Origin of the sequence: uncultured Anaerotruncus sp. (assembly GCF_902490045.1) — a bacterium.
Classification (GTDB): Bacteria; Bacillota; Clostridia; order Oscillospirales; family Ruminococcaceae; genus Anaerotruncus.
Genome location: NZ_CABUCJ010000028.1, coordinates 1 through 24,341, shown reverse-complemented (window position 1 = coordinate 24,341; position 24,341 = coordinate 1). Strand labels below are relative to the sequence as shown.

General features: G+C 63.8%; 19 protein-coding genes. All 19 read right to left on the bottom strand.

Features of this window, described 5'->3' with window-relative positions; all coding sequences use genetic code 11:
- Nucleotides 1-118: 118 nt before the first annotated feature.
- Nucleotides 119-2,353 (bottom strand): DNA gyrase subunit A, encoded by a 2,235-nt coding sequence (locus RDM88_RS04945; RefSeq protein WP_308753760.1) that lies wholly within the window; start codon nucleotides 2,351-2,353, stop codon nucleotides 119-121.
- Between the two features lie 55 nt (nucleotides 2,354-2,408).
- Nucleotides 2,409-4,394 carry a toprim domain-containing protein gene (locus RDM88_RS04940; RefSeq protein ID WP_308753759.1) on the bottom strand — a complete coding sequence of 662 codons (1,986 nt, stop codon included), beginning with the start codon at nucleotides 4,392-4,394 and terminating at the stop codon, nucleotides 2,409-2,411.
- 120 nt (nucleotides 4,395-4,514) lie between these two features.
- Nucleotides 4,515-5,030, bottom strand: coding sequence for a GNAT family N-acetyltransferase (locus RDM88_RS04935; RefSeq protein WP_308753758.1), 516 nt, complete (start codon nucleotides 5,028-5,030; stop codon nucleotides 4,515-4,517).
- Between the two features lie 14 nt (nucleotides 5,031-5,044).
- Nucleotides 5,045-7,234: a polyphosphate kinase 1 gene (gene ppk1 / locus RDM88_RS04930; RefSeq protein ID WP_308753757.1), complete on the bottom strand. Its 2,190-nt coding sequence runs from the start codon at nucleotides 7,232-7,234 to the stop codon at nucleotides 5,045-5,047.
- An 83-nt stretch (nucleotides 7,235-7,317) separates the two neighbouring features.
- Complete coding sequence (gene ftsZ, locus RDM88_RS04925; protein ID WP_374045414.1) at nucleotides 7,318-8,421, bottom strand: cell division protein FtsZ; 1,104 nt, start codon at nucleotides 8,419-8,421, stop codon at nucleotides 7,318-7,320.
- Nucleotides 8,422-8,576: 155 nt separating this feature from the next.
- Nucleotides 8,577-9,578, bottom strand: coding sequence for an FtsQ-type POTRA domain-containing protein (locus tag RDM88_RS04920; protein WP_308753756.1), 1,002 nt, complete (start codon nucleotides 9,576-9,578; stop codon nucleotides 8,577-8,579).
- Between the two features lie 415 nt (nucleotides 9,579-9,993).
- On the bottom strand, nucleotides 9,994-11,247 hold the full coding sequence (gene murA / locus RDM88_RS04915; RefSeq protein WP_308753755.1) for a UDP-N-acetylglucosamine 1-carboxyvinyltransferase: 1,254 nt from the start codon (nucleotides 11,245-11,247) through the stop codon (nucleotides 9,994-9,996).
- A 129-nt stretch (nucleotides 11,248-11,376) separates the two neighbouring features.
- Nucleotides 11,377-12,495 carry a UDP-N-acetylglucosamine--N-acetylmuramyl-(pentapeptide) pyrophosphoryl-undecaprenol N-acetylglucosamine transferase gene (locus tag RDM88_RS04910; protein WP_308753754.1) on the bottom strand — a complete coding sequence of 373 codons (1,119 nt, stop codon included), beginning with the start codon at nucleotides 12,493-12,495 and terminating at the stop codon, nucleotides 11,377-11,379.
- A gap of 86 nt (nucleotides 12,496-12,581) precedes the next feature.
- Nucleotides 12,582-13,733: a putative lipid II flippase FtsW gene (gene ftsW, locus RDM88_RS04905; RefSeq protein ID WP_308753753.1), complete on the bottom strand. Its 1,152-nt coding sequence runs from the start codon at nucleotides 13,731-13,733 to the stop codon at nucleotides 12,582-12,584.
- Between the two features lie 48 nt (nucleotides 13,734-13,781).
- Nucleotides 13,782-14,798, bottom strand: coding sequence for a phospho-N-acetylmuramoyl-pentapeptide-transferase (gene mraY, locus RDM88_RS04900; RefSeq protein WP_308753752.1), 1,017 nt, complete (start codon nucleotides 14,796-14,798; stop codon nucleotides 13,782-13,784).
- Complete coding sequence (murF, locus tag RDM88_RS04895) at nucleotides 14,791-16,158, bottom strand: UDP-N-acetylmuramoyl-tripeptide--D-alanyl-D-alanine ligase (RefSeq protein ID WP_308753751.1); 1,368 nt, start codon at nucleotides 16,156-16,158, stop codon at nucleotides 14,791-14,793. Before murF ends, mraY begins: the two co-directional genes overlap by 8 nt.
- A gap of 4 nt (nucleotides 16,159-16,162) precedes the next feature.
- The gene (locus RDM88_RS04890) at nucleotides 16,163-17,605 is read right to left on the bottom strand and encodes a UDP-N-acetylmuramoyl-L-alanyl-D-glutamate--2,6-diaminopimelate ligase (RefSeq protein WP_308753750.1); all 1,443 of its coding nucleotides are present in this window, start codon (nucleotides 17,603-17,605) and stop codon (nucleotides 16,163-16,165) included.
- Nucleotides 17,606-17,639: 34 nt separating this feature from the next.
- Nucleotides 17,640-19,853 (bottom strand): penicillin-binding transpeptidase domain-containing protein, encoded by a 2,214-nt coding sequence (locus tag RDM88_RS04885; RefSeq protein ID WP_308753749.1) that lies wholly within the window; start codon nucleotides 19,851-19,853, stop codon nucleotides 17,640-17,642.
- A gap of 213 nt (nucleotides 19,854-20,066) precedes the next feature.
- On the bottom strand, nucleotides 20,067-20,573 hold the full coding sequence (locus RDM88_RS04880) for a cell division protein FtsL (RefSeq protein ID WP_308753748.1): 507 nt from the start codon (nucleotides 20,571-20,573) through the stop codon (nucleotides 20,067-20,069).
- A gap of 16 nt (nucleotides 20,574-20,589) precedes the next feature.
- Nucleotides 20,590-21,519 carry a 16S rRNA (cytosine(1402)-N(4))-methyltransferase RsmH gene (rsmH, locus tag RDM88_RS04875; protein WP_308753747.1) on the bottom strand — a complete coding sequence of 310 codons (930 nt, stop codon included), beginning with the start codon at nucleotides 21,517-21,519 and terminating at the stop codon, nucleotides 20,590-20,592.
- Nucleotides 21,520-21,522: 3 nt separating this feature from the next.
- Nucleotides 21,523-21,942, bottom strand: coding sequence for a division/cell wall cluster transcriptional repressor MraZ (mraZ, locus tag RDM88_RS04870; RefSeq protein ID WP_308753746.1), 420 nt, complete (start codon nucleotides 21,940-21,942; stop codon nucleotides 21,523-21,525).
- A 315-nt stretch (nucleotides 21,943-22,257) separates the two neighbouring features.
- On the bottom strand, nucleotides 22,258-22,839 hold the full coding sequence (locus RDM88_RS04865; protein WP_308753745.1) for a hypothetical protein: 582 nt from the start codon (nucleotides 22,837-22,839) through the stop codon (nucleotides 22,258-22,260).
- Between the two features lie 374 nt (nucleotides 22,840-23,213).
- A complete protein-coding gene (locus tag RDM88_RS04860) occupies nucleotides 23,214-24,065 on the bottom strand; it encodes a tyrosine-type recombinase/integrase (protein ID WP_308753744.1) in 852 nt (283 codons plus the stop codon).
- Between the two features lie 78 nt (nucleotides 24,066-24,143).
- The coding region (locus RDM88_RS04855) for a hypothetical protein (RefSeq protein ID WP_308753743.1) at nucleotides 24,144-24,341 on the bottom strand (198 nt) is incomplete at its 5' end.

Genomic DNA, 24,341 nt, shown 5'->3' with positions numbered 1-24,341 from the left:
GGTCAAGGGGGTCTCCCCTTGCGGCTTCTTTCCCCTATTTCTTGTCCGTACAAGAAATAGGGTCGCTGTCGGTCGACTACCGATAAACTTCGCCGCTCCCCGAGCGGCAAATCTAAAATTATAAGGTGAGCTGCTCCCCGTAGTCCTCCTCGCGGGGCATCATTCCGGCGGCCGGGAGGGTCTTGGTGCGGAACCGGTGGGGGTTCGCAAGCATCCCCTCGGCGAACGGACGAACTTCGGCGACGCGGTGGTTCTTCTTCTGCGTCATGACCGCGACGCCCTGCGTTGTGCGGGTCGTCTTGGAGGAGACGGCCCCGGCGTTGGCCAGCAGCATCCGTCCGGAGGAGGAGGTCATCAGGAAGTCCTCCCCGCCCTCGATCTGGAAGCAGGCGACGAGCGGCGACGCGTCGGAGTAGGCGCCCAGCAGCTTTTTGCGGTTTGTCTTGGTGGCGTAGCCCGAAAGGTCCACCTTCGCGGCCTTTCCGTTCTCGAAGAAGAAGAGCATGTAGCCCGCGTAATCGGTGGTGACCGCCATGTAGACGGCGCTTTCCCCCTCGTCCATGCCGAGCTTGGCGGGGATGTAATCGCCCAGCACGCTCGCCTTGCCGTCGTCGAAATCGCTCGCCTTCGCTTTGTAGACCTGCTGGCGGTCGGTGAAGAAGAGCAGGTCAGTGTTGTTGGCCGCCTCCACCTCGCGGGCGACGGCGTCCCCCTCCTTGAGCTTCTGCTCCCCGCTCATGCGCAGCGACTGGGGAGTGATCTTCTTGAAGTAGCCCTCCCTTGTGAAGAAGAGGTGCACCGGGTAGTCGGGGACCTGCGCCTCCGGTTCCGCCTCGTCCTCGCCCGTGGGGTAGTAGAGAAGGCTCTTCCGGGGTCTGGCGTACTTCTTGCTGACCGCCCGGAGCTCGTCGATGATGATCGCCCGGATCTTTTTGCGGTCCGCGAGGATTTCCTCCATCGCGGCGATCTCCTTTTTGAGCTGGTCGGTCTCCTCGACCCGCTTGAGGATGTGCTCGCGGTTGAGCTGGCGCAGCTTGATTTCCGCCACATATTCCGCCTGCACCTCGTCGATGCCGAACCCGATCATCAGGTTGGGGACGACCTCCCGCTCCTCGGCGGTCTCCCGCACGATCCGGATCGCCTTGTCGATGTCGAGCAGAATCTTTTTGAGGCCCATCAGCAGGTGGAGCTTTTCCTTCTTCTTTCCGAGCTGGTGGTAGACGCGGCGCTTGACGCAGCCCTCGCGGAAGGCCGCCCACTCCTCGATCAGCTCCCCCACGCCGCAGACGCGCGGCATCCCGGCGATCAGGACGTTGAAGTTGCAGGAGAAGGTGTCCTCGAGCGGCGTGATACGGAAGAGCTTGCGCATGAGCGCGTCGGGGTCGACGCCCCGCTTGAGGTCGAGGGTGAGCTTGAGTCCGGAGAGGTCGGTCTCGTCGCGCATGTCGGCGATCTCGCGGATTTTGCCGCCCTTTACCAGGTCGACGATCTTGTCCATGATCGCCTCGACCGTCGCGGTCGGGGGAATCTCGGTGACGTCGATGCAGTTGTTCGCCTTGTCGTAGCTCCAGCGGGAGCGCACCCGCACCCCGCCCCGGCCGGTCGCATAGATCTTGCGCAGGTCGTCCTCGTTGTAGACGATGTAGCCGCCGCCCGGAAAGTCGGGGGCGCGCAGCGTCTCGAGGATGTCGTGGCCGGGATTTTTGAGCAGCGCAATCGTCGTGTCGCACACCTCGGCGAGGTTGAAGGGACAGATCGAGCTGGCCATGCCGACCGCGATGCCGATGTTGGAGTTGACGAGGATCGACGGAAAGGTCACCGGAAAAAGGGTCGGCTCCTTCTGGGTGTTGTCATAGTTGTCAACCATGTCGACGGTGTCCTCGTCGATGTCGCGGAAGAGCTCCGCCGCGATCGCATCGAGCTTGACCTCGGTGTAGCGGCTGGCGGCGTAGGCCATGTCGCGGCTGTACGCCTTGCCGAAATTGCCCTTGCTGTCCACATAGGGGTGGAGCAGCGCCTCGCACCCGCGCGACATGCGCACCATCGTCTCGTAGATCGCCGCGTCGCCGTGGGGGTTCAGCTTCATCGTCTGGCCCACCACGTTCGCCGACTTGGTCCGCGCGCCGGTGAGCAGCCCCATCTTGTACATCGTATAGAGCAGCTTGCGGTGGGAGGGCTTGAAGCCGTCGATCTCGGGGATCGCGCGCGAGACGATCACGCTCATCGCGTAGGGCATGTAGTTGCTCTCGAGCGTCGTCACGATCGGCTGCTCGATCATCACCCCGGCGTTCTCGATGACCGCCGAGGAATTTACCGGTTTTTTCGGTTCCTTTTTGGGTTTCTTCGTTGCCATTCACTGCACCTCAATACTGTTTTGCGCCGGCCTCCGCCGCGGGGAGCGCGGGCGCTTATGAGAGGTCCGCCAGCTCCAGATACTGGTAGCCGTTTTCCGCGATGAATTCCTTGCGCCCGGCGAGGTTGTCCCCCAGGAGCAGATCGAACATGTCGGAGGTCTCCTTTGCCCGGGAGGGGGTCACCTTGATCAGGCGCCGCGTCTCGGGGTTCATCGTCGTCAGCCACATCATGTCCGGCTCGTTTTCGCCGAGTCCCTTGGAGCGCTGGACCGTGTATTTCGCGTTTCCGATCTCCTCGAGCGCGTGCGTCTTCTCCTGCTCGGTGTAGGCGAACCAGGTCCTGTCCTTCGTCGTGATCTCGTAGAGGGGGGATTCCGCGATGTAGACATAGCCCCGCTCGATCAGCGTGGGCGCGAGGCGGTAGAGCATCGTCAGGATCAGCGTGCGGATCTGAAAGCCGTCGACGTCTGCGTCGGTGCAGATGACGATCTTGTTCCAGCGCAGGCCGTCGAGGTCGAAGGAGGAGAAGTCCTTGTTCGCCTTGGTGGTGACCTCCACGCCGCAGCCGAGCACCTTGAAGATGTCGACGATGATGTCGCTTTTAAAGATCTTGTCGTAGTCCGCCTTGAGGCAGTTGAGGATCTTGCCGCGCACCGGGATGATCGCCTGGAATTCGCTGTCCCGGCCGAGCTTGCAGGCGCCGAGCGCCGAATCGCCCTCCACGATGTAGATCTCGCGCCGGGAGACGTCCTTGGTGCGGCAGTCGACGAACTTCTGCACCCGGTTGGACATGTCCACCGTGCCCGCGAGCTTCTTTTTGAGGTTGAGGCGGGTCTTCTCCGCGTTCTCCCGGCTGCGCTTGTTGATGAGCACCTGCTCGGCGATCCGCGCCGCCTCGTCGGGGTTCTCGATGAAGTAGACCTCCATCTGGTGGCGGAGAAAATCGTTCATCGCCTCGTAGACGAATTTGTTGGTGATCGCCTTTTTGGTCTGGTTCTCATAGGAGGTCTGGGTGGAGAAGTTGGAGGAGACGAGCACCAGGCAGTCCTCCACGTCCGCGAAGGTGACCTTGCTCTCCCCCTTCTGGTACTTGCCCGCGTTCCTGATGAGGCTGTCGATCATGTAGGTAAACGCGAGCTTGACCGCCTTTTCGGGGCTGCCGCCGTGCTCGAGCCAGCTCGAGTTGTGGTAGTATTCGCACCGGCTCACCCGGTTGGAAAAGCAGAAGGCAACCGACAGCTTCACCTTATATTCCGGCTTGTCCTCCCGGTCGCGGCCGCGGCGCTCCGCCTTCCAGAACTGGATCGGGGTGAGCGTCTCGCTCCCGGCGAGCTCCGCCACATAGTCGACGATGCCATTTTCGTAGCGGAACTCCGTCTCCTCGAAGCCGGCGTCCGTCTGGTTTCTGAGCAGGAAGGTCACGCCGTCGTTGACGACCGCCTGCCGCTTGATCGTGTCGATATAGTATTCGAGCGGGATGTCGATGTCGGTGAAGACCGCGAGGTCGGGCCTCCAGCGGATTTTCGTGCCGGTGGCGCGGCGGCGGGTCTCCTCCTTTTGGAGGCCGCCGACGTTCTCCCCGTGCTCGAAGTGCAGGGTGTATTTGCAGCCGTCACGGCAGATCTCCACGTCCATGTATTCGGAGGAATACTGGGTCGCGCAGAGCCCCAGCCCGTTGAGGCCGAGGGAGTATTCGTAGCTCTCCCCCTCGTTGGTCTGGTACTTGCCGCCCGCGTAGAGCTCGCAGAAGACGAGCTCCCAGTTGTAGCGCTCCTCCCGCTGGTTGTAGTCCACCGGGATGCCCCGCCCGAAGTCCTCGATTTCGATCGACTGGTCGCGGTAGCGGGTGATGAGAATCTTGTCCCCGTGCCCCTCGCGCGCCTCGTCGATCGAGTTGGAGAGGATTTCAAACATCGCGTGCTCGCAGCCCTCCAGCCCGTCCGAGCCGAAGATCACCCCCGGGCGCTTGCGCACCCGGTCGGCGCCCTTGAGGGAGGAAATACTCTCGTTGCCGTAATCGGCGGTCCGTTTCTTTGGCATCTGCCTGCCTCCGTCTTTCTGTAATGCAAGGAATTTGCCCAGACGCAAGTTGTACGCCCGCTACGGGCGTACAACCTCGCAAAACCTGACTTTTAGTTTACCCGCTTTTGCCGCGTTTTGTCAAGCGCGCGGCGGACGCAGGCGCGCCATGTAGTATTCGTCGGCGTATTCCCCGCCCCGGATGGCGCCCATCCGCTTGGTGCCCTCGACCTCAAAGCCGAGCGACTTGTAAAGCCCGATGGCGCGGGCGTTGTCGGTGAACACGGTGAGCTCGACGCGCGTGAGCTTGAGCCAGTTGTCCGCCGTGTCGAGCGCCGCCTCCATCAGCGCGCGGCCGACGCCCCTGCCCTGCCAGTCGCGGTGGACCATGATGCCGAACCCCGCCGAGTGGCGCAGCCGGCCGGAATAGACCTGGAGGGCGGCGGTGCCGACGACCTTCTCCCCGCCCTCCGGCAGCGGAACGGCCGCCGCGAACTGGTGGTCGTCGGGGCCGAGGCCGTTCAGGTACGCCTCGCAGAACCCGATCCGCTCGGAGGGAAGGGCGAGGATGTTTTCGCGCACGCCCTCCATGAGGCGCAGCGCGTGGATATCCGCCGCGTCGGACGGCTTACAGGGGCGTATGATGAATTCGGGCATGGCGTTTCCTCCTGTCATCCGCGGAGCAGGGCGCGGATTTTCTCCCACAGCCCGCGTCTGCGGGCGGCCGGGGCCGCGGCCTGCGGCTGCGCCGGGCGCGTCACCGGCTGCACGGGGCGGGAGGCGCGCATCCGCGCGGACTCCTCCGCGCGCAGGTAGGCGAGCTTGAAGAGGTCGATCTGGCTGTCGATCGGGGGCTTGCTGTTTTTGACGGGGGAGTACTCCCCGTTGGAGAGCAGCCGCTTGGCCTTGACGTTGTCGGAGAACTCGAGGTCGAGCAGGTTCATGATCCGCGCCTTGAGCTTCTCGTCCCGGATGGGGGTGGCGACCTCCACCCGGCGCTCCATGTTGCGGGTCATGAAATCGGCGGAGGAGATGTACATCCGGCTGCGCTCGGGCGTGCCGAACACGTAGACGCGCGAGTGCTCAAGGAACCGTCCGACGATGCTGACGACCTCGATGTTGTCGGTATAGCCCGGCACCCCCACCCGCAGGCAGCAGATGCCGCGGATGATCATGCGGATTTTGACCCCCTCCATCGACGCCTCGATCAGCTTGTCGATCACGTCCTTGTCGGTGAGCGAATTGATCTTGACCGTGATCGCCGCCGGGCGGCCCTCCCGCGCGGCGATGATCTCCTGCTCGATGGACCGCAGCACCATCGGCTTCATCGAGACGGGCGCGGCCACGAGGTATTTGGTGTCCCCCACCGGGTTGCCGGTCAGGATCCCGTTGAAGATGCGGGTGCCGTCCTCGCCGAACTCGCGGTCGGCGGTCATCAGGCAGAGGTCGGTGTAGAGCCGCGCGGTGCTCTCGTTGTAGTTGCCGGTGCCGATCTGAGTGATGAAGCAGATCTTCTCCCCCACCCGGCGGGTGATCACCAGCAGCTTGGAGTGGACCTTGTATTCGCCCAGCCCGTAGACGACGCTGACCCCCGCCTCCTCGAGCCGCTTGGACCAGATGATGTTGTTTTCCTCGTCGAACCGCGCGCGCAGTTCGACGACGACGTGGACCTCCTTGCCGTTTTCCGCCGCCTTGATGAGCGCCGAGACGATCTGGCTCTCCCGTGCGACCCGGTAGAGGGTCATCTTGATCGACAGCACGGTCGGGTCGTCCGCCGCCTCGAGCAGCAGGGAGATGAACGGTTTCATGCTCTCGAACGGGTAGGAGAGCAGGATGTCGTGATCCTCGATCTGGGGGATCATCGGCTTGCCGGGGGTGACCAGGGAGGAATCCTGCGGCGTGAGCGGCGGGTAGAAGAGCCCCGGGAGCCCCCGGCGCTCCATCTTGGAGCAGAGGGCGAAGCCGAAGCCCATGTCGAGCGGAGAGAGGTTGAAAAAGACGCGGTCCCGGGTCAGCTCGAGCTTTTTGCAGAGCTGGTCGATGATCGCCTCGCTCGCCTCCCCCTGGAACTCGACGCGCACCGGCATCAGCTTGCGGCGGTTCCTGACCATCTCCTCCATGACGCTGCGGTAGTCCATGTCGTGGTCGTACATCGCCTCGTCGACGTTGATGTCGGCGTTGCGGGTGACGCGGAAGATAGTTTTGGCCACGACGACATAGCCCTGGAAGATGTGCTCGCAGTAGCGCAGCACGAGCTCCTCGAGCAGCACGAATTTGTTCTTGTCGAACGGCAGGTAGACGATCCGGTCGAACCCGGTGGACACGGGGATGATTGCCAGCTTGACGAACTCCCCCTTGGTCTTGAGCTGGGTGCAGATGTAGGTCTCCTTGTTGCGCAGGAAGGGGAAGGGGTGGTGCTTGTCGATGATCTGCGGGGAGAGCATCGGCAGGATCTCGCTGCGGAAATAGTTCTCCAAAAAGGCGGTCTGCTCCTCGGTGAGCATCGAGAGGTCGAGATGCTCGATCCCCTCCCCCGCCATGTCCGCCGTGAGGCTCTGATAGGCGGCGTCCTTCTTTTCAATCAGCGCGCGGGTGTCGGCGAAGATCGCCTCGAGCTGTTCGGCCGGGCTCAGCAAGGACTTGTTGTCGATCGCGTCCGGCTCGAGCAGCGACGCGTCGGTCAGGGTGCCCACCCGGATCATGAAGAACTCGTCGAGGTTGCTGCCGAAGATGGAGAGGAACTTCAGCCGTTCGAGCAGCGGGATCGACCCGTCGCACGCCTGCTCAAGCACCCGCAGATTGAATTTCAGCCAGCTGAGCTCGCGGTTCTGGTAGAGGATCGGATTCGTGTTGTCGTTCATACAGCGTCCCCCCGTGAGATTTTACAGGTTCTTTACATGGAAAAAGGGAGTATTGCCATTCCGGCAATACTCCCCTTCACAAATCAGTTCTTCTTGTTATTGAATATTGACAGAATGTCGAAGAAATTATCGTCGTCGTCACCGGACTCGGGGGCGGGAGCGCCGGGCTCCGTCTTGCCGTCGGCTTTTTTGCCGAAGCTGTAGTTGGGGAGGGTGAAGTTGCGGTCGCTGTCGAAGCCGGTGGCGATCACCGTGACCTTCATCTCATCCTGCAGCGAATCGTCGAAGGTTGCGCCCCAGATGAGGTTGACGTCGGGATGCGCGGCCTCGTGGATCATCGAGGAGGCGACGTCGATGTCGTCCAGGTCGATGTCGGGGGAGGCGGTGATATTGACGATCACGCCCTTCGCGCCGTTGATCGAGGTTTCAAGGAGCGGCGAGGAGATCGCCGCCTCGGCCGCCGCGCGGGCCTTGTCCTTGCCCGAGGCGCTGCCCACGCCCATGTGGGCGTAGCCCGCGTCCTTCATGATCGCGGTCACGTCGGCGAAGTCGAGGTTGACCACCCCGGGGATGTTCACGAGGTCGGAGATCGACTGGACGCCCTGCTTGAGCACGTCGTCCGCCGCCGAAAAGGCGTTCTGGAGGGTGATCTTCTCCTCGGAGATCAGCTTGAGGCGCTCGTTGGGGATGACCAGAAGCGCGTCCACATGCTCGCGCAGCGCGGTGACGCCCATCTCCGCCTGCTCCATGCGGTGCTTCCCCTCAAAGTTGAAGGGCTTGGTGACGATGCCGACGGTGAGGATTCCCATCTCGTGGGCAACCTCCGCCACGACGGGCGCGCCGCCCGTTCCGGTGCCGCCGCCCATGCCGGCGGTGATGAAGACCATGTCGGTGCCCTTGAGCGCCGAGGCGATCTCGTCGCGGCTCTCCTCGGCGGCCCGCTGGCCTTTTTCGGGGTTGCCGCCCGCGCCCTTGCCGCGGGTGAGCTTGTCCCCGATGTGCAGCTTGTATGTAGCCTGCGAGCGCAGAAGCGCCTGGTTGTCGGTATTGATCGAGATGAATTCCACACTCTTCATCCCCGACTGCACCATGCGGTTGATGGCGTTCCCGCCGCCGCCGCCGACCCCGATCACCTTGATCGAGACGACGTTCTCACTGTCACTGGCCATGTCGAAGTTCATTAACATCGCGGTTCCCCCTGTGCAATTCTATAAAATGGAATCCTGCAAGACCCTTATCATCCAAACGCGCAATTCGATATACTATTAAATATTATCTTATCAGATTCAGCCTGATAAATCAATAGCAAACGCGCCCGGCAGGGCAAAATGTAATATTTCCCTCACGCCGCCGAAGAGGGCTTCGGGGAGCTTTCCGAAGCGGCTTCCGACGGCGCCGCGGAGGACTCCTCCGGCGCGGACGAGGGGGCCGTGCCCGGGATCGTGGCGAAGAGGTCGTCCTGCGGCGAGGCCGAGGAGGCCTCCTCCGACGAGGACCCCGTCTCCGCCGCGCCGCTTGACGGCGCGGTGCCCGGGATGACCGCGAGGTCGGGGTTGTCCGAATGGACGGTGGGCTTTTCCTCCCCCTCCCCGGCCTGCGCGGCGGCGGTGAGCCGCCGCTTTTCCAGCTCCTGCCGGATGTCGCCCGGCCAGGAGTAGATTTCGTTCGTGGTGGGCGCGAGCGACACGTCCAGCCTGCCCTCGAAGGTGTCGGACAGCTCGTCCTCGATCACCTTCTTGGCGAAGCGCAGCTTGTAGGGCAGCTCGGTGCCGCCGCCCAGGTCGATCAGCAGGCGGTTGTCGTAGACGAGCATCATGTCGAGCTGGTTGGAGAAGTCCACGAGGGAGACCCTGCCGAAGCCGGTCTCCTCGACCGCGTCCATCAGCCGGGAGAGCAGCAGGAAGCCGTACGCCTCCTTCTCCGCCTCGTCCGTCTCCTCCTTGGTGTAGCCCTCGCCCAGCTTACGGCCCACCTGGGGGTCGTAAAGGTACATGCCCGTGACCGTCATCACGTCCTGCGGCACCGCCTCCGCGCCGATCTCCAGCACCCGGCCCGTCTTGCCGATGACCACATAGCCCGCCGCCGTGGACACCGCGCCGAGCGGCTTTGCCTGCGCGATCTCGAGGGTGAGGGTCGCGGGCAGCGTCCGCTTGAGGGTCACCCCCTCGACGTAGGGGAACTGCTGGGTGAGCTTCTTTTCCACCTTGCGCGCGTTCACCCGGAAGAGGTTGTCCCCCGCCTTGACGCCGCTGGCTTCGATGATCTCCTCCGAGGCGTACTTGGTGACGCCGGTGACCTCGAGCTTTTCAATCCGGAAGAAGACGGTCAGCGACAGCACGGCCACAATCGCCGCCGCGACAAGCAAAATCAGCAGATAGTAGAGCGTCTGGCCGCCTGTACCCGGTCGGGGGCGCGGGGCGTTCTGCCGCCGAAAGAAAGGATCTTCTGCTTCATGACGTCCTCCGTGTATCATAGTCCCCGGCAGGCCGGATACCAGTATACCGCGTATCCGCCGCGGATGCCTGCAAATCCTGTCGAACCGCCGCGCGGGACCTGATTTTCACTTCCCGCGGCCGCCCCGGAAGGGGCCGGCCGGCGGATTTGGCCCCGCGGCCGCCTCCGGCGGGCGCAAACGGCGGGGCCGTTTGGAATCGTGCTATGGGCGGCTTACAAACAGCACCGCTGTTCATTGTGTGGATATTATACCACGCGGGGGGCGTCTGGCGCAATCGCGGCGGCGGGGCAAATTTTGCCAGGCGTCAGGGGACCCGCCGGATTTCCGCGCCGATGCCGCGCAGGTTCTCCTCGAAGTTTTCATATCCGCGGTCGATGTGGCCGATGTCCAGCAGCTCGGTTTCCCCCGCGGCCGCCAGCGCCGCCACCGCGATGGCCGCGCCGCCCCTCAGGTCGGTGCAGCGCACCGCCGCGCTGTGCAGCTCCTTCACGCCGCGGACGAGCGCCACGCGGCCCTCCACCTTGATGTCCGCGCCCATCCGGATGAGCTCGGGCACATGCTTGTAGCGGCTCTCGAAGATGTTCTCCACAAAGACGCTGCTCCCCTGCGCCACACACGCCGCCGCCATCAGCGGGGACTGCGCGTCGGTCGGGAAGCCCGGATAGGGCATCGTGCGCACCATGCTCATCGCGCGCAGCGGACGCGCGGCGGTCAGGCGGATCTCCTCCGGCGCGGTCTTCAGCCGGCAGCCCATCTCCTCAAAGCAGGGCAGCACCGCCGCCAGATGCTCGGTGCACACGCCGGTCAGCGTCACGTCTCCCCCCGTGACGGCCGCCGCGGACAGGTAGGTCGCCGCCGCGATCCGGTCGGGGATGACGCTGTGTTCGGCGGGATGCAGGGCCTTGACGCCTGTGATGCGCAGGTCGCCGCCCGGCGTGGTGCGCACCCTTGCGCCGCAGGCGTTGAGGAAGGCCGCCAGATCGGAGATCTCCGGTTCGCGCGCCGCGTTTTTGATGACCGTCTCCCCCTCGGCGAGGGAGGCCGCGATCATGACGTTTTCGGTAGCGCCCACGCTGGGGAAGGGCAGCGCGATGCCGGCGCCCCGCAGGCGGTCCTTCACCGTGCAGTTGAGGTAGCCGTGGTCCTCCTCGATCGTGACGCCGAGCTTTTCGAGCGCGGCCAGATGCAGGTCGATGGGCCGCGGGCCAAGCTCGCACCCGCCCGGAAGAGAAATGCGCGCGTGGCCGCATTTGGCCACGATCGCCCCGAGAAAGACGATCGACGAGCGCATCCGGCGCATCAGCTCGTCTGGGATGCAGCAGCAACAGGAATCGGCGGCCCCGACGAGGATGCTGTCCCCTTCGCGCCGCGTTTCGGAACCAAGATGCTGGAGGATGTTGCAGGCCGCGTCGACGTCCGTCAGGCGGGGGCAGTTATGTATCACACAGTCTCCCGACAGCAATGTCGCCGCCAAAATCGGCAAAACGGAATTTTTCGCCCCGTGGACCCGCAGCCGGCCCTCCAGTCTTTTTTCACCTTCAATTAGCAGTTTCGCCATCTTCACGCACCCTTTCGCTTTTCGCAAGGGTACGGGAAGCCCTTGCAAAACCATACTATGCCGCATGGTCCCGCCGGGTGAAAGGGCAAATACGTGTAAAAGGGGACGCTTTTGCGTCCCCGGCGAAAATTACGCCTTGTAAAGCGCCATGATTTCCGAATAGATACGTTCGTTCGCGTCGACGACCGCCATCGCCTGGGCGTTGCGGCCCAGCCGCCGCAGGGTCTGCGGGTCCCGACAGAGCTCCTCAACCCTTCCGCGCAGCCGCTCGGGGGTCAGGTCCTTTTCTTCGATGACCACCGCCGCGTCGTGCTCCGCCAGCACCATCGCGTTGTGGTACTGGTGGTTTTCCGCGACGTTCGGCGAGGGGATGAGCACCGACGCGGTGCCGCTCGCCTCCAATTCGGAGAGGGTCATCGCGCCCGAGCGGGAGATGACGAGGTCCGCCGCCGCGAGGCAGTCGGGCATGTCGTCGATATAGGTGCGGATGTCGAGGCCGGGCGCGCGGGGGTCCACCCCGGCGGCGGCCAGCATCTGCGGGAAGCGGTCCTTCTCGATCGAGCCGGTCGCATGGATGTGGAAGACGCCGCCGCGCTTTTGCTCCCACGCCATCAGCCCCGCGACCGCCTCGTTCAGCCGCCGCGCGCCGAGGCTCCCGCCGAACGAGACGATGCACACCCGGTCCCCCACGCCGAACTTTTCGCGCGCCCTCTCCCGGCCGGCAAAGAGGATCTCCTCCCGCACAGGGTTGCCGGTCACAATGTATTCCCTGCCCCGCGGCAGGTAGCGCCTGGCCTCCTCGACCGAAATCAGCACCTTATCCGCCGTGCGCGCGAGCACCTTGGTCGTCACGCCGGGGAAAGCGTTCGACTCGTGGGTGACGGTTTTCACCCCCAGCTTGGCGCCCTCCCGCAGGATGGGGCCGCTCACATAGCCGCCCGTGCCGACAATCAGGTCGGGGGCAAAGCCGCGGATGAGCTTTTTCGCGCGGCCCCACGAGAGCATGAGGCAGCCCGCCGAACGGAAGTTGTACTTGACGTTGAACCAGGTGAATTTGCGCTGGAAGCCCATGATCTCAATCGGCGCGAAGGCAAAGCCCGCCTTCGGGACGAGCCGCGCCTCCATCCCCTTGGGGTTGCCCGCAAAGAGGATTTCCGCCTCGGGGTGGCGGGCCTTGATGAAGTTGGCCACGGCGATCGCGGGGTTGATATGCCCCGCCGTGCCGCCGCACGCAAACAGAATTCTCATGTTGTCCATGCCTCCCAAAAGTCCCGGCGCGGCCCGCTTTCATACAGGGGCGGCTCCTCTCAGGGTTCCGGCCCAGCGGGCCGCCGCTATTCCTTCTCGAGGTTGGTCTGCCGGGAGACGGACAGGATGACCCCCATCTCCGCCAGCAGCATGACGAGCGCGGTGCCTCCCGACGAGAAGAAGGGCAGGCTGATGCCCGTGTTTGGTATCGTGTTGCTGACGACGGCGATGTTCAGGATCGTCTGCACGCCGACCTGCGTGGTGAGACCGATGGCGAGCATCGAGCCGAACCGGTCGCGGCAGCGCATCGCGATGACATAGCCCCGCCAGACGAGCAGCACGAAGACGAGGATGATGAGCGTCGCGCCGATGAAGCCGAGCTCCTCGCAGACGACCGAGAAGATGAAGTCGTTCTGCGGCTCGGGCAGGTAGAGGTGCTTCTGGCGGGAGTTGCCGATCCCGACGCCCATGAGCCCGCCCGAACCGATCGCGTAGAGCGACTGGATCGTCTGGAAGCCCTTGCCCTGCGGGTCAATCCACGGGTCGCGCCAGTGCTGGATGCGGCTCATCGCATAGGGGATGACGCCCGGGATCAGGACGATGACGACGACCGCCGCCGCCAGCAGCAATCCGCCGATCATGAACCACTTCAGGTCGGTGCCGCCCACGAACATCATGATGATGCCGATGGAAAGGATGAGGATGGTGCCTGAGAGGTGCGGTTCGAGCAGCATGAGCAGGACCACGACGCCCATCAGCGCCAAAAACGGCCAGACGCCGTATTTCGGGTCCTTCATCTTTTCATAGTTGGTGGAGATGAGGTGCGCGAAGATCAGTACGACGGCGAATTTCGCCAGCTCGGACGGCTGGAAGGTCGTGAACCCGAGCGGAATCCACCGGCGCGCGTCCTCGCGCGTGTGCACAAAGAGCACGAGGATGAGCAGGAAGACGGTGCCGATGTAGATGAGGAAGGCGAACCGGTGCAGGATGTGGTAGTCGATGTTGGCGACGACGAACATCCCGATGATGCCGACGATCGCGAAGAGCAGCTGACGGGAGATGTAATAGAAGCTGTTGCCCGTCTCGTAGTAAGCGGACGCGTAGCTCGCGGAAAAGAGCATGATCAGCCCGATCGCAAGCAGGATCAGCACAAGGAACATGAAGGTCAGGTCGATGCCGCCCTTCTCTGCCCGGATGCGTTTTTTACGGGTTTTCCCCGCAGGCTGTGCCGCTTCCATCGGCAAGCACCTCTTTTCCGTTGGATTGATGGCGGCCGGCGCTTCGCGTCACAGCAGAAGCACCGACCAGACGGCCAGCGCGCCGCCGAGGAGCCCCACGAAGGCAAAGACCGAGACGATCTTCACCTCGCTCCATCCGCACATCTCGAAGTGGTGGTGGATGGGGCTCATCTTGAAGAGCCGTTTGCCGTGGGTGGCTTTAAAATAACAGACCTGGATGATGACCGAAAAGGCCTCGCACCAGAAGACGACCCCCGCGAAAACGAGCAGCAGCGGCATTCCCACCTGAAAGGCGAGCGCCACGACCAGGCCGCCCAGGAAGAGGGAGCCGGTGTCCCCCATGAAGACCTTGGCTGGATAGAAGTTCCAGACGAGGAAGCCGAGCGTGCCGCCCGCGAGCGCGGCGGCGATCACGCTCGCCTGGCCGAACCGGAGGATTCCCGCGATGACGAGGAAGACCGCCGCGTAGACGAAGGTGACCGACGAGGAGAGCCCGTCGAGGCCGTCGGTGAGGTTGACGGCGTTGACGAAGCCGGTGATGATGATCATCGCCAGCAGGTAGTAGAAGGGGCCGAGCTCCAGCGTGCCGAAAAAGGGCACCGCGACCGCCGTCGAGCGGTCCCCCGCGATGTGGAGCATCACGAGGTAGAAGACCCCGATGATCAGCTGCATCAGGTATTTCTGGCGCGCCGTCAGCCCGAGGTTGCGGCGCTTGACCACCTTGATGTAGTCGTCCAGAAAGCCCACGGCGCCGAACGCGAGCGCCATCGCGACCCCCGCAAACAGCTTTATATTTCCCCGCGGGTCGCCAAGATATCCCTGCGCCGCGGGCGAAAGCCAGAGGGTCGAAACCCCGATCACGACCGCAGCCGTGATGCCGATGATGAACATGACGCCGCCCATCGTGGGGGTGCCCTGCTTTTTCTTGTGCCAGGCGGGGCCGATATCGAGGATCGTCTGGCCGAACTTGAGCTTGTGCAGGAAGGGGATCATCACGAACCCCAGCAGGGCTGTGACGGCAAACGCGATCAGCGTGATCAGGATGAGGGTCATGCCGCTATTCATTCACAACTTCTCCCTTATACAGTCCTTCGAGGATCTCCTCCATGCGCATGCCGCGGCTTCCCTTGACCCATACGGCGTCGCCCGGGCGGATCTCCTCCCGAAGGCGCGCGAGCAGCTCCGCCTTTTCGGTGAAGAGCTCGGCGGGGATCCCCCCCTCCGACGCGCCCTGTCGATAATAGCACGCATCGCCGCCGTATGCAAGCAGCAGGTCGATCCCCTTTTCGGCGGCGAACGCCCCCGTTTCGTAGTGCGCCCGCCCGGAGACCGCGCCCAGCTCGAGCATCCCGCCGAGCACCGCGATCCGCCTGCCCGTGCAGGGATAGCCCGCGAGCGTCTCGAGCGCGGCCTTCATCGAGTCGGGGGAGGCGTTGTAGCAGTCCTCCACCACGGTGATTCCCCGCCAGTGCACCACCTTCTGGCGCATGCCGGCGGGCGTGTATCCGCGCAGCGCCGCCGCGCATTTATCGGGGGGAATTTCCAGCGCCCGCCCGGTGGCGAAGGCCGCCAGCGCGTTGAGGACGTTGTGCCGCCCCGCGCAGGGGATCGTCACCGGAAGCTCCCCGAATTCTCCGCAGAGCAGGAAGGAGGTCTCCCCCTCCCGCTCATGAAGGTCCCGCGCCCGCAGGCCGCAGGCGGGGTTTTCGATGCCGTAGAAGCGCACGTCGAGGCGCGGAATCCGCACCTGCGAAAGCAGGTCGTTGTCCCCGCAGAGGATGAGCGGCGCGCCGTCGGGCAGCGCGTCGGCCAGCTCGAGCTTGGCTTTCAGGATGTTCTCGCGGGAGCCGAGCTGTTCCAGGTGGCTCACGCCGATGTTCGTGATGACGCCCACGTCCGGCTTTGCCGCGTCGGCCAGCGCCGCGATCTCTCCGAGTCCCTGCATCCCCATCTCGACGACGGCTGCCTCGGTCGCGCGGTCGAGGCGCAGGAGCGTCTTGGGAAGCCCGATCTCGTTGTTGAGGTTGCCCTCGGTCTTGAGGGTCCGGTAGGCGCAGGAGAGCACTTCGGCGGTCATCTCCTTGGTGGTCGTCTTGCCGACGCTTCCGGTGATCCCCACGCAGCGGATGGAAAATTTGGCGCGGTAGGCCTTCGCGATCTCCATCAGCGCGCGCTGGGTGTTCCCCACATAGAGCACCGTGCCGGGGCCGTAGCCGCGCCGCTCGTGCGCGACGGCCGCCGCGGCGCCCGCGCGCAGCGCGGCGGGGATGAAGTCGTGCCCGTCGAACCGCTCCCCCTCGAGCGCCACGAAGAGGCAGCCCTCCGGCAGGCTCCGGGAGTCGGTCGAGACCGCGTCGACCGCGCCGGGATAGCTCCCCGGACAGCCGATCGCCCGCGCGATCTCCTCGAGCGTCATGCGTTCCATTGCGTCACCCCTTTCGTCCCGCCAGCAGGTCCAGCACGATCTGTTTTTCGTCGAAGCAGATCGTCTCCCCCTTGAGCACCTGGTAGTCCTCGTGGCCCTTGCCCGCCAATATCAGCACGTCGTCCGGCTGCGCGTGGTCGAGCGCCCACTCGATCGCCGCGTAGCGGTCGGGAATGATCTCGCAGGGGGTATCCGGGTGCTCAAGCAGGCCGGGCCGCGCGTCCTCGATGATCTGCATTTCGTCCTCGTCGCGCGGGTTATCCGACGTGAGGATGACAAAGTCGGAGAGGCGCGCGACGATCTCCGCCATCTTTTTGCGCTTGGTCCGGTCGCGGTTGCCCGCGCAGCCGAAGAGGGTCACGACCCGTCCCCGGGCGAATTTCTGCATCGTCGTGATGATCTTTTCCAGCCCGTCGGGGCTGTGGGCGTAGTCGCGGATGACGGTGTAGGGGGTATCGGTCGGGAGCACCTCGATGCGGCCGACCACGCCCTTGCAGCTGCACAGCCCTGCGGCCGCCGCCGCCGCCGTGAGCCCGGCCGCGATGCAGCTGCACGCGGCGGCCATCGCGTTGGCGACCGAGAAATCCCCCGGAATCGGCAGGCGCACCCGCGCGATCTGCCCCTTCCCCACCAGCATGAACCGGCTGGAGTCGGGCGCGGGACGGATGTCCTTGGCGGTGTAGTCCGCCTCGTCCGACTGGGTGGAGAAGGTGATCTTCGGGCAGGCGAGCTCCTCCGCGAGCCGACGGCCGTAGGCGTCGTCGACGTTGACGACGGCGGTATCGCACATCGAAAAGAGCTTCTTTTTTGCGTGGTAGTAGTTCTCCATGTCGTGGTGGTAGTCGAGATGGTCCTGCGTCAGGTTGGTGAAGGCCGCCGCCTCGAAGCGGAGCCCCGCCAGCCGCTGCTGGTCGAGCGCGTGGGAGGAGCACTCCATCACGACATACCGGCACCCCGCGTCCGCCATGCGCGAGAGCATCCCGTGCAGCGCGAGCGCGTCGGGGGTGGTGTGCTTGGCGGGCAGAACGATGTCGTCGATCTCGTTGTGGATGGTGCCGATGAGCCCCACGCGGGCCCCCGTGGTCTCCAGGATGTGCTTGACCATGCAGGTGACCGTCGTCTTGCCGTTGGTGCCCGTCACGCCGATGAGGCGCAGCCGCCGCGCGGGGTTGCCGTACCAGTTGCCGCAGAGCAGCCCGTAGGCGAGGTGGGTGTCCGCGCAGAGGATCTGGTTTTCGAGCCCCAGGTCCCGCTCGCACACGACCGCCGCCGCGCCCGCCCCGGCCGCGCTGGCCGCGTAGTCGTGCCCGTCGGCCCGGGTCCCGCGGATGCACACGAAGAGCATCCCCGGCTCCACCTGCCGCGAATCGGAGGTGACGCCCTTTATTTCACAGTCCTTGACGGAGCCCTCGTATTCGACTCCCTCGAGCAGCTTGGAAAGCAGCATGTTCTGGACCCCTTTCAGGAAAAGATGCCGGCCGTCATTCGGTGACGGGAGCGGTGCTTTCAACGCACTGGATGGTGACGATCGTCCCGGCCTCCACCTGCTCGCCCGCGGCGGGCGTCTGCGAGGAAACCACCTGGTGGGTGCCCTCGATCTGCTCGCCCGAGATCGAGATGTTGAGCCCCGCGCCCACGATCGAGCGGTTGGCCTCCTCGACCGTCTTGCCGACCACGTCGGGCACCGGGATGAGGTCGCCCGCGCCCTCCTCCTCGGTGTAGAGGACGATGGTGCCGCCCTCGGGGATCGTCTCGCCCGCCTCGGGGATCTGGCGGAGCACCTTGGTGCCGTTTCCGACGACGCGGTATTTCAGCCCGCTCACGCGGCATTTGTACTGGGCGTCGTGGATGTCGAGGTTGATGAGATATTCCGCCTTGGTGGCGACGTTCGCGATCTCCTCCTCGGTGTACTGCGGCTCGATTCCCAGGTAGGGCAGGGTGTCCGCCAGCACCGCGCCGACGATCGGCGCCGCGACGGTGGAGCCGTAGGCGTTGTAGATGTCCGGGTCGTCGATCAGCACGAGGCAGGCCACCTGCGGGTCCTCCACCGGCGCGAAGCCGAAGAAGGAGAGGGTGTTCGGGGTGCGGCCCTCCGACTTGATCTTCGTGCTGTCGAGCTGCTCGGAGGTGCCCGTCTTGCCGCCCACGCGGTAGCCTGGGATCTGCGCCTGCCGGCCGGAGCCGTCGGCGACGACCTGCTCGAGCATGAGTCTGATCTCCTTGGAGATGTCCTCCGAGACGACCTGCCGCTTGACGACCGGATCGGTGTTGGAGATGACGTTGCCCTCCGCGTCGACGATCTGCTTGACGATGTAGGGCTGCATCAGCTTTCCGCCGTTGACCGCCGCGCTCGCGGCGGTGATCAGCTGGATCGGCGTGACCTTGAAGGTCTGGCCGAAGGAGCTGGAGGCGAGGTCGTTGATGGTATAGCGCGCGTGGTAGATACTCGTCGCCTCGCCCGGCAGGTCGATGCCCGTCTTTTCGGTGAGGCCGAAGTTGGAGAAGTATTCGGCGAAGTTCTGCGCGCCCATGCGCTGGCCGATGTCGATGAACGCCGGGTTGCAGGAGTTCATGATCGCGTGCTCGAGGTCCTGCTGGCCGTGGCCCTCGCCGCGGCTCGACCAGACCCAGCAGTGATAGGGGGTGCCGTTGACCGTCGTGGCGCCCGAGCAGTAGAAGGTCGACTGCCGGGTGACCGCGCCGCATTCCAGCGCGCCCGAGGCGGTGATGATCTTGAAGACCGAGCCCGGCTCATAGGGGTCGGAGATCGCGTAGTTGCGCCACTGGGCGTACCACGCCTCCCGCAGCGCCTGGTCGTACTGCTCCTTGGTGGCGACCGTCTTGAGGTTTTCGAGCTCCTCGCGCTTGGCGTCGTCGAGGATCTCGTAGGGGTTGTTGGGGTCGAAGTCGGGCTTGGAGGCCATCGCGAGCACCGCGCCCGTCTTGACGTCCATGACGACGCCCGTCACCCGGTTGCGCACCTTATGCTCGGGCAGCGCGATTTCCAGGTTCTTTTCGAGGAAGTGCTGGATCGTCTCGTCGATCGTCAGCACGAGGGAATCCCCGTCCCTGGCGGCGTACTCCTGCGAATATTGCAGGTCCATGTCGACACCGCGGCTGTTCTTCATCGAGACGACGCGCCCCGGCGTGCCGGCGAGCACCTTTTCGTAGTAGCTCTCCAGCCCGTAGGCGCCGTGGTTGTCGTCGTTGGCAAAGCCGAGCACCGCCGACGCGAAGTTGCCGTAGGGGTAGTAGCGGCGGGTGTCCTGTTCGAGGAAGATGAGCCCCGTGAGGCCGTTCTCGCTGACAAAGGTCATCAGCTCATCCGCCTGCGGCTTCTCCACCTTGGTCTTGACCACCTGGTAGAGGGTGCCCTTGAGCGCGAGCTTCTTCTGGATCGATTCCTTGTCGAGCTCAAGGAACTTCTCGAGCGCCGCGGTGACGTCCGACTCCTTTTCGGGGGTGTCGATCAGCCCCGGCGCGACGCACACCGACCAGACGGTCGCGCTCTTGGCGAGCGGGTTGCCGTTGGTGTCGTAGATCGTGCCGCGCTTGGCCCCGATGCGTTCGCTGCGCAGCTGCTGCTGGAGCGCGCGCGCCTGGAGGGCCTCGCCCTCGACGACCTGTAGCTTGAAGAGCTGGTGCAGAACGACGCAGAAGCCGAAGACGATCATCGCCACCAGTACGACGATCATCCGGCTTCTCATATGATAGGTTGGAGGCTTTGCCATCTTAATATACCAATCCTTTGCAAAAGTTACGGGCGCGCGGCCCCGCGAACCGGCGGGATTGCCGTCGAAAAGGGCGCAAAATGCGAGGAAAGCAAGAAGTATGGATGGGTACGCTGTCCCGCCCTCAATCCTTCTTGCTTTTCGTGCCACTCTATATTTATGGATGCGCCATCCGTTTTAGTCCTCGCCGAGACGTTCCTTGACGTTGATGATCGCAAGTTCGACCTTGTCGAACAGCGACTGTTTGGGCGATTCGCTTGTCAGTTCGATCTTTTCCCCCTCGCTCAGGTCCACGTAGGTGACCTGGCTTTTGTCCACCGGGAGCATGCCGAGCGTCTGCGTGGCATAGTCCTCGACGTTGCGCAGTGAAATTTTGGCGTCCAGCTCCGCCGTCAGGCGGGTGTATTCGCTCTGCTCCTTTTCGAGCTTCGTGGTCTGGGATGCGATCTGCTGGCTGAGTTCGGTGAGCACCGCGCGGCTGTAAAGCATCGTGACCACGATCCCCACAACCACGGCGGCCGCCGCCACGATGCCCAGCACGGCGGCCGTCCGGCGGCGCGCACGCGCCTTGACGCCGGGGTTCGCCACCACCAGGGTCGGCCTTTTCACCCGCATCCGCGGCTTGGACTGGAATCGGTCCAGGTCGTAGGCAACGCTGCCGCTGCCGGCGTATCGCGTCTGCATGGCGCCTTCCCTCCTTCTATAGTTTCTCAATGATGCGCAGCTTGGCGCTCTTGCTGCGGCTGTTGGCCGCGAGCTCCGCCTCCCCCGCCTCGATGGGTTTTTTGTTCACGAGTTTTCCCCTGGGCCGGTTGCCGCACACGCACACCGGAAAGTCCGGCGGACAGGTGCAGCCCCTGCAAAGCGCCGCATACCGCTGTTTGACCATGCGGTCTTCCAACGAGTGGAAGGTGATAATTGCCAAGCGCCCGCCGGAGCGGAGTCTTTCAAACGTTTCGCCGAGAAAAACAGACAGGCTGGAGAGTTCCCCGTTTACCTCAATTCGGACCGCTTGAAAGACGCGCTTTGCAGGATGCCCGCCCTCGCGTCTCGCCCTTGCGGGGATCGACGCGCTAATCAGCTTTGCCAGTTCTCCGGTAGTGGCAATGGGGCGCTGCGATCTGGTTTGCAAAATATGTTTAGCGATCATCGACGCGAATTTCTCCTCGCCGTAATCGCGGAACACACGGCACAGTTCCTTGAAGTCATAGCCGTTGATCACATCATAGGCGCTCAGGCCCGACTGGGACATGCGCATGTCGAGCGGCGCGTCGTGCATGTAAGAAAATCCCCGCTCGGGGGTGTCGAGCTGATGGGAGGAGACCCCCAGGTCGAGCAGAATGCCGTCCACCCCGTCGATTCCCAGCCGGTCGAGCACCTCGTTCATCCGGGAAAAATCGCTCTGCACAACCATGGCGCAGGGATAGGGCGCAAGCCGTTCGGAGGCGGCCTTCACCGCGTCAGGGTCCTTGTCGAGCGCGACCAGCCTGCCGGTGGTCAGGCGCTTTGCGATTTCGGAGGAGTGCCCCGCGCCGCCCGCCGTCCCGTCTACATAGACGCCGTCCGGGCGGATGGCCAGGCCTTCGATGCACTCGTCCAGCAGGACGGGGCGGTGTGAAAATTCCGCCATCGCCTAGAACCCCAGCTCGTCCATCGCGGAGGCGATGGATTCCGCCGTAAGCTGCTCGTTCTGTTTCTCCCAGCGCCCGCTGTCCCAGATTTCGGCGCGGTTGGAGACGCCCGCGATCGTGACGTCCCGGTCGAGCCCCGCGTATTCCCGCAGGTGCGCCGGCAGGAGCACCCTGCCCTGCTTGTCCGGCTCCGCCTCGGCGGCTCCCGCGAAGAAGAACCGGTTGAGGGGGGCGGATTTGCTGATGGGAAGCTCGTGCAGCTTGGCCGCGAGCTGGTCCCACTCGTCCACCGAGTAGACGAAGAGGCAGTTGTCAAGCCCGCGCGTGATGATAAAACGCTCGCCCAGCTCCTCGCGCAGCTTCGCGGGGAAGTTCACCCGGCCTTTCGCGTCGATACTGTGGGTGTACTGGCCTGTGAGCATTTCATCACCTCCCTCCGGGCTTGTCCGCCACTTGGGTGGCGATCCCTCCACTTTTAACCACTTTTCACCACTTTTACCTCTTTATTATACTTGCCGCAGATAAAAAATGCAAGTGCTTTTCTTTTCCAGCAAAAAAAAGACGCCGAAATTTTCGGCGTCTTTTTGTCGAATTTAGCCTGTTTTTTCTCCGCAAAGTCCCATTCGGGAGCGGATTTCCAGCATTTGGCCGCGGCGCGGGAACTGTCGAAACTTTCCAGGCAAAACGGATGGGAAAGGGCACCCTGCGCACGCGGCGGAAAAAGCAGCGCGGACGCCTCAGCCGTCCGCGCCCTCCTCCTGCGGCGCCGGTTCCGGAACGCGCCGCCGGCGCGCCGCTTCCCGCCGCCGATTCTGGCCGGCGACCAGCTCCGCGTCCCGCCGGCCGTCCAGAACCTGTACCTTCCCGTCGCACCCCATCGCCTCCGCCAAAAGCCGCAGAAGCTGCAACGCGCTGGTGAAGGGGACGCGCAGGTTCCTGCCCGTCCAGGTCAGGAACCCCTGCCAGCTGTCGTTCTGCCGGTAGACCACCTGCACGACGAAATCGCAGGGCTCCTGCATGGTGGTTTCCAACTCCCAGTGCCGCTCATATTGGAGGGCGTCCAGCGGGACCGGCGGGCGGTTCGCCTGAAGCTGGCGGCGGCTGCTGAAATAGCGGATGTCCCGGTCCTGGCAGGGGAATCGGAGATAGCGGTAGATCGCGTCCAGTTCCAAAAGCAGATCCCCGAGCCCGTAGAAGCTCACCGGTTCCGGGAGATAGACGTTGCTCAGCGTGCCGGCGGGCTGTCCCTCCGCCTCCCGGCTCAGGCGGATCAGAACGATCTCCGCTTCGGTCCCCAATTGGCCGTAGTTGACTTTCATGACCCTTCCATCCTTTCGCAAGAGAAAAGCTCCGGCCCCGGAACGAGGCGCGGTTTGCTACATAATGCGTATTATGTTGCAGCTTTTTATCTGATTTCATTTTTGGTTACATAATCTTCCTCTATTATGCAACAAATTGGGAATTTTCGCAATAGGCGGTCCGGATTTTTCGTGGTTCCGGACCGCCTGTGGAGGATGCGGAAAAGGTACGCCAACGGCCCTTTGCCATTGGTGCGCTTTCGTGCAGGCCAAACAGCCCTGATCGGCGCGCGTTTGATACGAGCGGGGCTGTTTTATGCTTTATATGACCATTTCCGGTCCGGTTTGCAACATAATACGCATTATGTTGCTTTTTTTATTTTCCGGGCCGTTCCTCAGGTCACAAGGCCCAGCCGGTTGATGCGGCCGGCGTATTCCGTCTCGTTCGTCGCTGTGTAAATCCGGGTGGTTTCGCAGCTCGCATGGCCCAAAAGGGCCGCCAGGCCGGCGATATCCCTGCTCTGCCGGTAATAGGTGCAGGCGAACAGGTGACGGAGGTTATGGGGATAGACCTTCCGCGGCGGCACGTCCGCGCCCGCGCTGAGATCTTTTACGGCGCGCCAGACGGTCGACCGGTGCATGGGCCTGCCGCCGCGGGTGACGAAGACCGGGCCCGACTGGATCCCCCGCTCCCCGCAGTAGCGCAGGAGGAGGCGGCGCAGGCGGTCGGGCAGGGGCACGACCCGGCATTTCCCCTTGCAGCGGATGGCCGCGCGGCCCGCCAGCACCGCCTCCTTCGTGATGAAGGGCAGCTCGCTGACGCGGATTCCGACGCCGCACAGGGTTTGCAGCAGCGCCTCGGCGCGCGGCTTTTTCTTCCGGCGCGCGGTTTCCAGCAGACGCAGGTAATCCGCCTTCTCAAGCTCGCGCGAACGGTCCCGGAACGCCTGCCGCTGGATTTTCAGCAGCCGCACCCGGCAGTCCGCGAGGCCAAGGTAGGCCAGCAGGGCGTTGACGGCCGCCAACATGGAATTGACGGAGGACGCCTTATAGCCCTCGCCGAGCAGGTAACGCTTGTAGGCCACCACCGCCTCCCTCTCCAGCGGCCGTTCCCCCGCGAGGAACCGGCGGAAGCGTTCGATATCCCGGCGGTATTTGCTGACGGTGTTTTCGCTGCGTTCCTCGAGATAGAGGTTCTTCAGGAAACCGTCGACCTCCGTCTTTCCCAGACGTTTGACTCTGTTCATTTACTTCTCTCCTTCCGTGACTGCCATAAGTATACTCTTTTTTTCTGGGAGATCGGCATGCGCACGGAAGTTCTTGAATCATAATATTGCCAAATCTTTTATCTCTTTTTTGTTGCTTTTCACCTGCTTTCGCGCCTTGAACCATTGTTTGGAAGACGGCTTCCACCATCTGGGCGATTCGCGGAAGCATCCGTCTGTTCCTGGATTTTTCCGACGCCTGAAAATTCCTTCCCGGCGCGCAAAAAAAGCGGGCGCGGCAGATGCCGCGCCCGCTTT

Coding starts and splice junctions, on each gene's coding strand:
- RDM88_RS04945 (WP_308753760.1), bottom strand. CDS start 2,353: ATGGCAACGAAGAAACCCAAAAAGGAACCGAAAAAACCGGTAAATTCC.
- RDM88_RS04940 (WP_308753759.1), bottom strand. CDS start 4,394: ATGCCAAAGAAACGGACCGCCGATTACGGCAACGAGAGTATTTCCTCC.
- RDM88_RS04935 (WP_308753758.1), bottom strand. CDS start 5,030: ATGCCCGAATTCATCATACGCCCCTGTAAGCCGTCCGACGCGGCGGAT.
- ppk1 (WP_308753757.1), bottom strand. CDS start 7,234: ATGAACGACAACACGAATCCGATCCTCTACCAGAACCGCGAGCTCAGC.
- ftsZ (WP_374045414.1), bottom strand. CDS start 8,421: ATGTTAATGAACTTCGACATGGCCAGTGACAGTGAGAACGTCGTCTCG.
- murA (WP_308753755.1), bottom strand. CDS start 11,247: ATGGCGAAACTGCTAATTGAAGGTGAAAAAAGACTGGAGGGCCGGCTG.
- RDM88_RS04910 (WP_308753754.1), bottom strand. CDS start 12,495: ATGAGAATTCTGTTTGCGTGCGGCGGCACGGCGGGGCATATCAACCCC.
- ftsW (WP_308753753.1), bottom strand. CDS start 13,733: ATGGAAGCGGCACAGCCTGCGGGGAAAACCCGTAAAAAACGCATCCGG.
- mraY (WP_308753752.1), bottom strand. CDS start 14,798: ATGAATAGCGGCATGACCCTCATCCTGATCACGCTGATCGCGTTTGCC.
- murF (WP_308753751.1), bottom strand. CDS start 16,158: ATGGAACGCATGACGCTCGAGGAGATCGCGCGGGCGATCGGCTGTCCG.
- RDM88_RS04890 (WP_308753750.1), bottom strand. CDS start 17,605: ATGCTGCTTTCCAAGCTGCTCGAGGGAGTCGAATACGAGGGCTCCGTC.
- RDM88_RS04885 (WP_308753749.1), bottom strand. CDS start 19,853: ATGATCGTCGTACTGGTGGCGATGATCGTCTTCGGCTTCTGCGTCGTT.
- RDM88_RS04880 (WP_308753748.1), bottom strand. CDS start 20,573: ATGCAGACGCGATACGCCGGCAGCGGCAGCGTTGCCTACGACCTGGAC.
- rsmH (WP_308753747.1), bottom strand. CDS start 21,519: ATGGCGGAATTTTCACACCGCCCCGTCCTGCTGGACGAGTGCATCGAA.
- mraZ (WP_308753746.1), bottom strand. CDS start 21,942: ATGCTCACAGGCCAGTACACCCACAGTATCGACGCGAAAGGCCGGGTG.
- RDM88_RS04865 (WP_308753745.1), bottom strand. CDS start 22,839: ATGAAAGTCAACTACGGCCAATTGGGGACCGAAGCGGAGATCGTTCTG.
- RDM88_RS04860 (WP_308753744.1), bottom strand. CDS start 24,065: ATGAACAGAGTCAAACGTCTGGGAAAGACGGAGGTCGACGGTTTCCTG.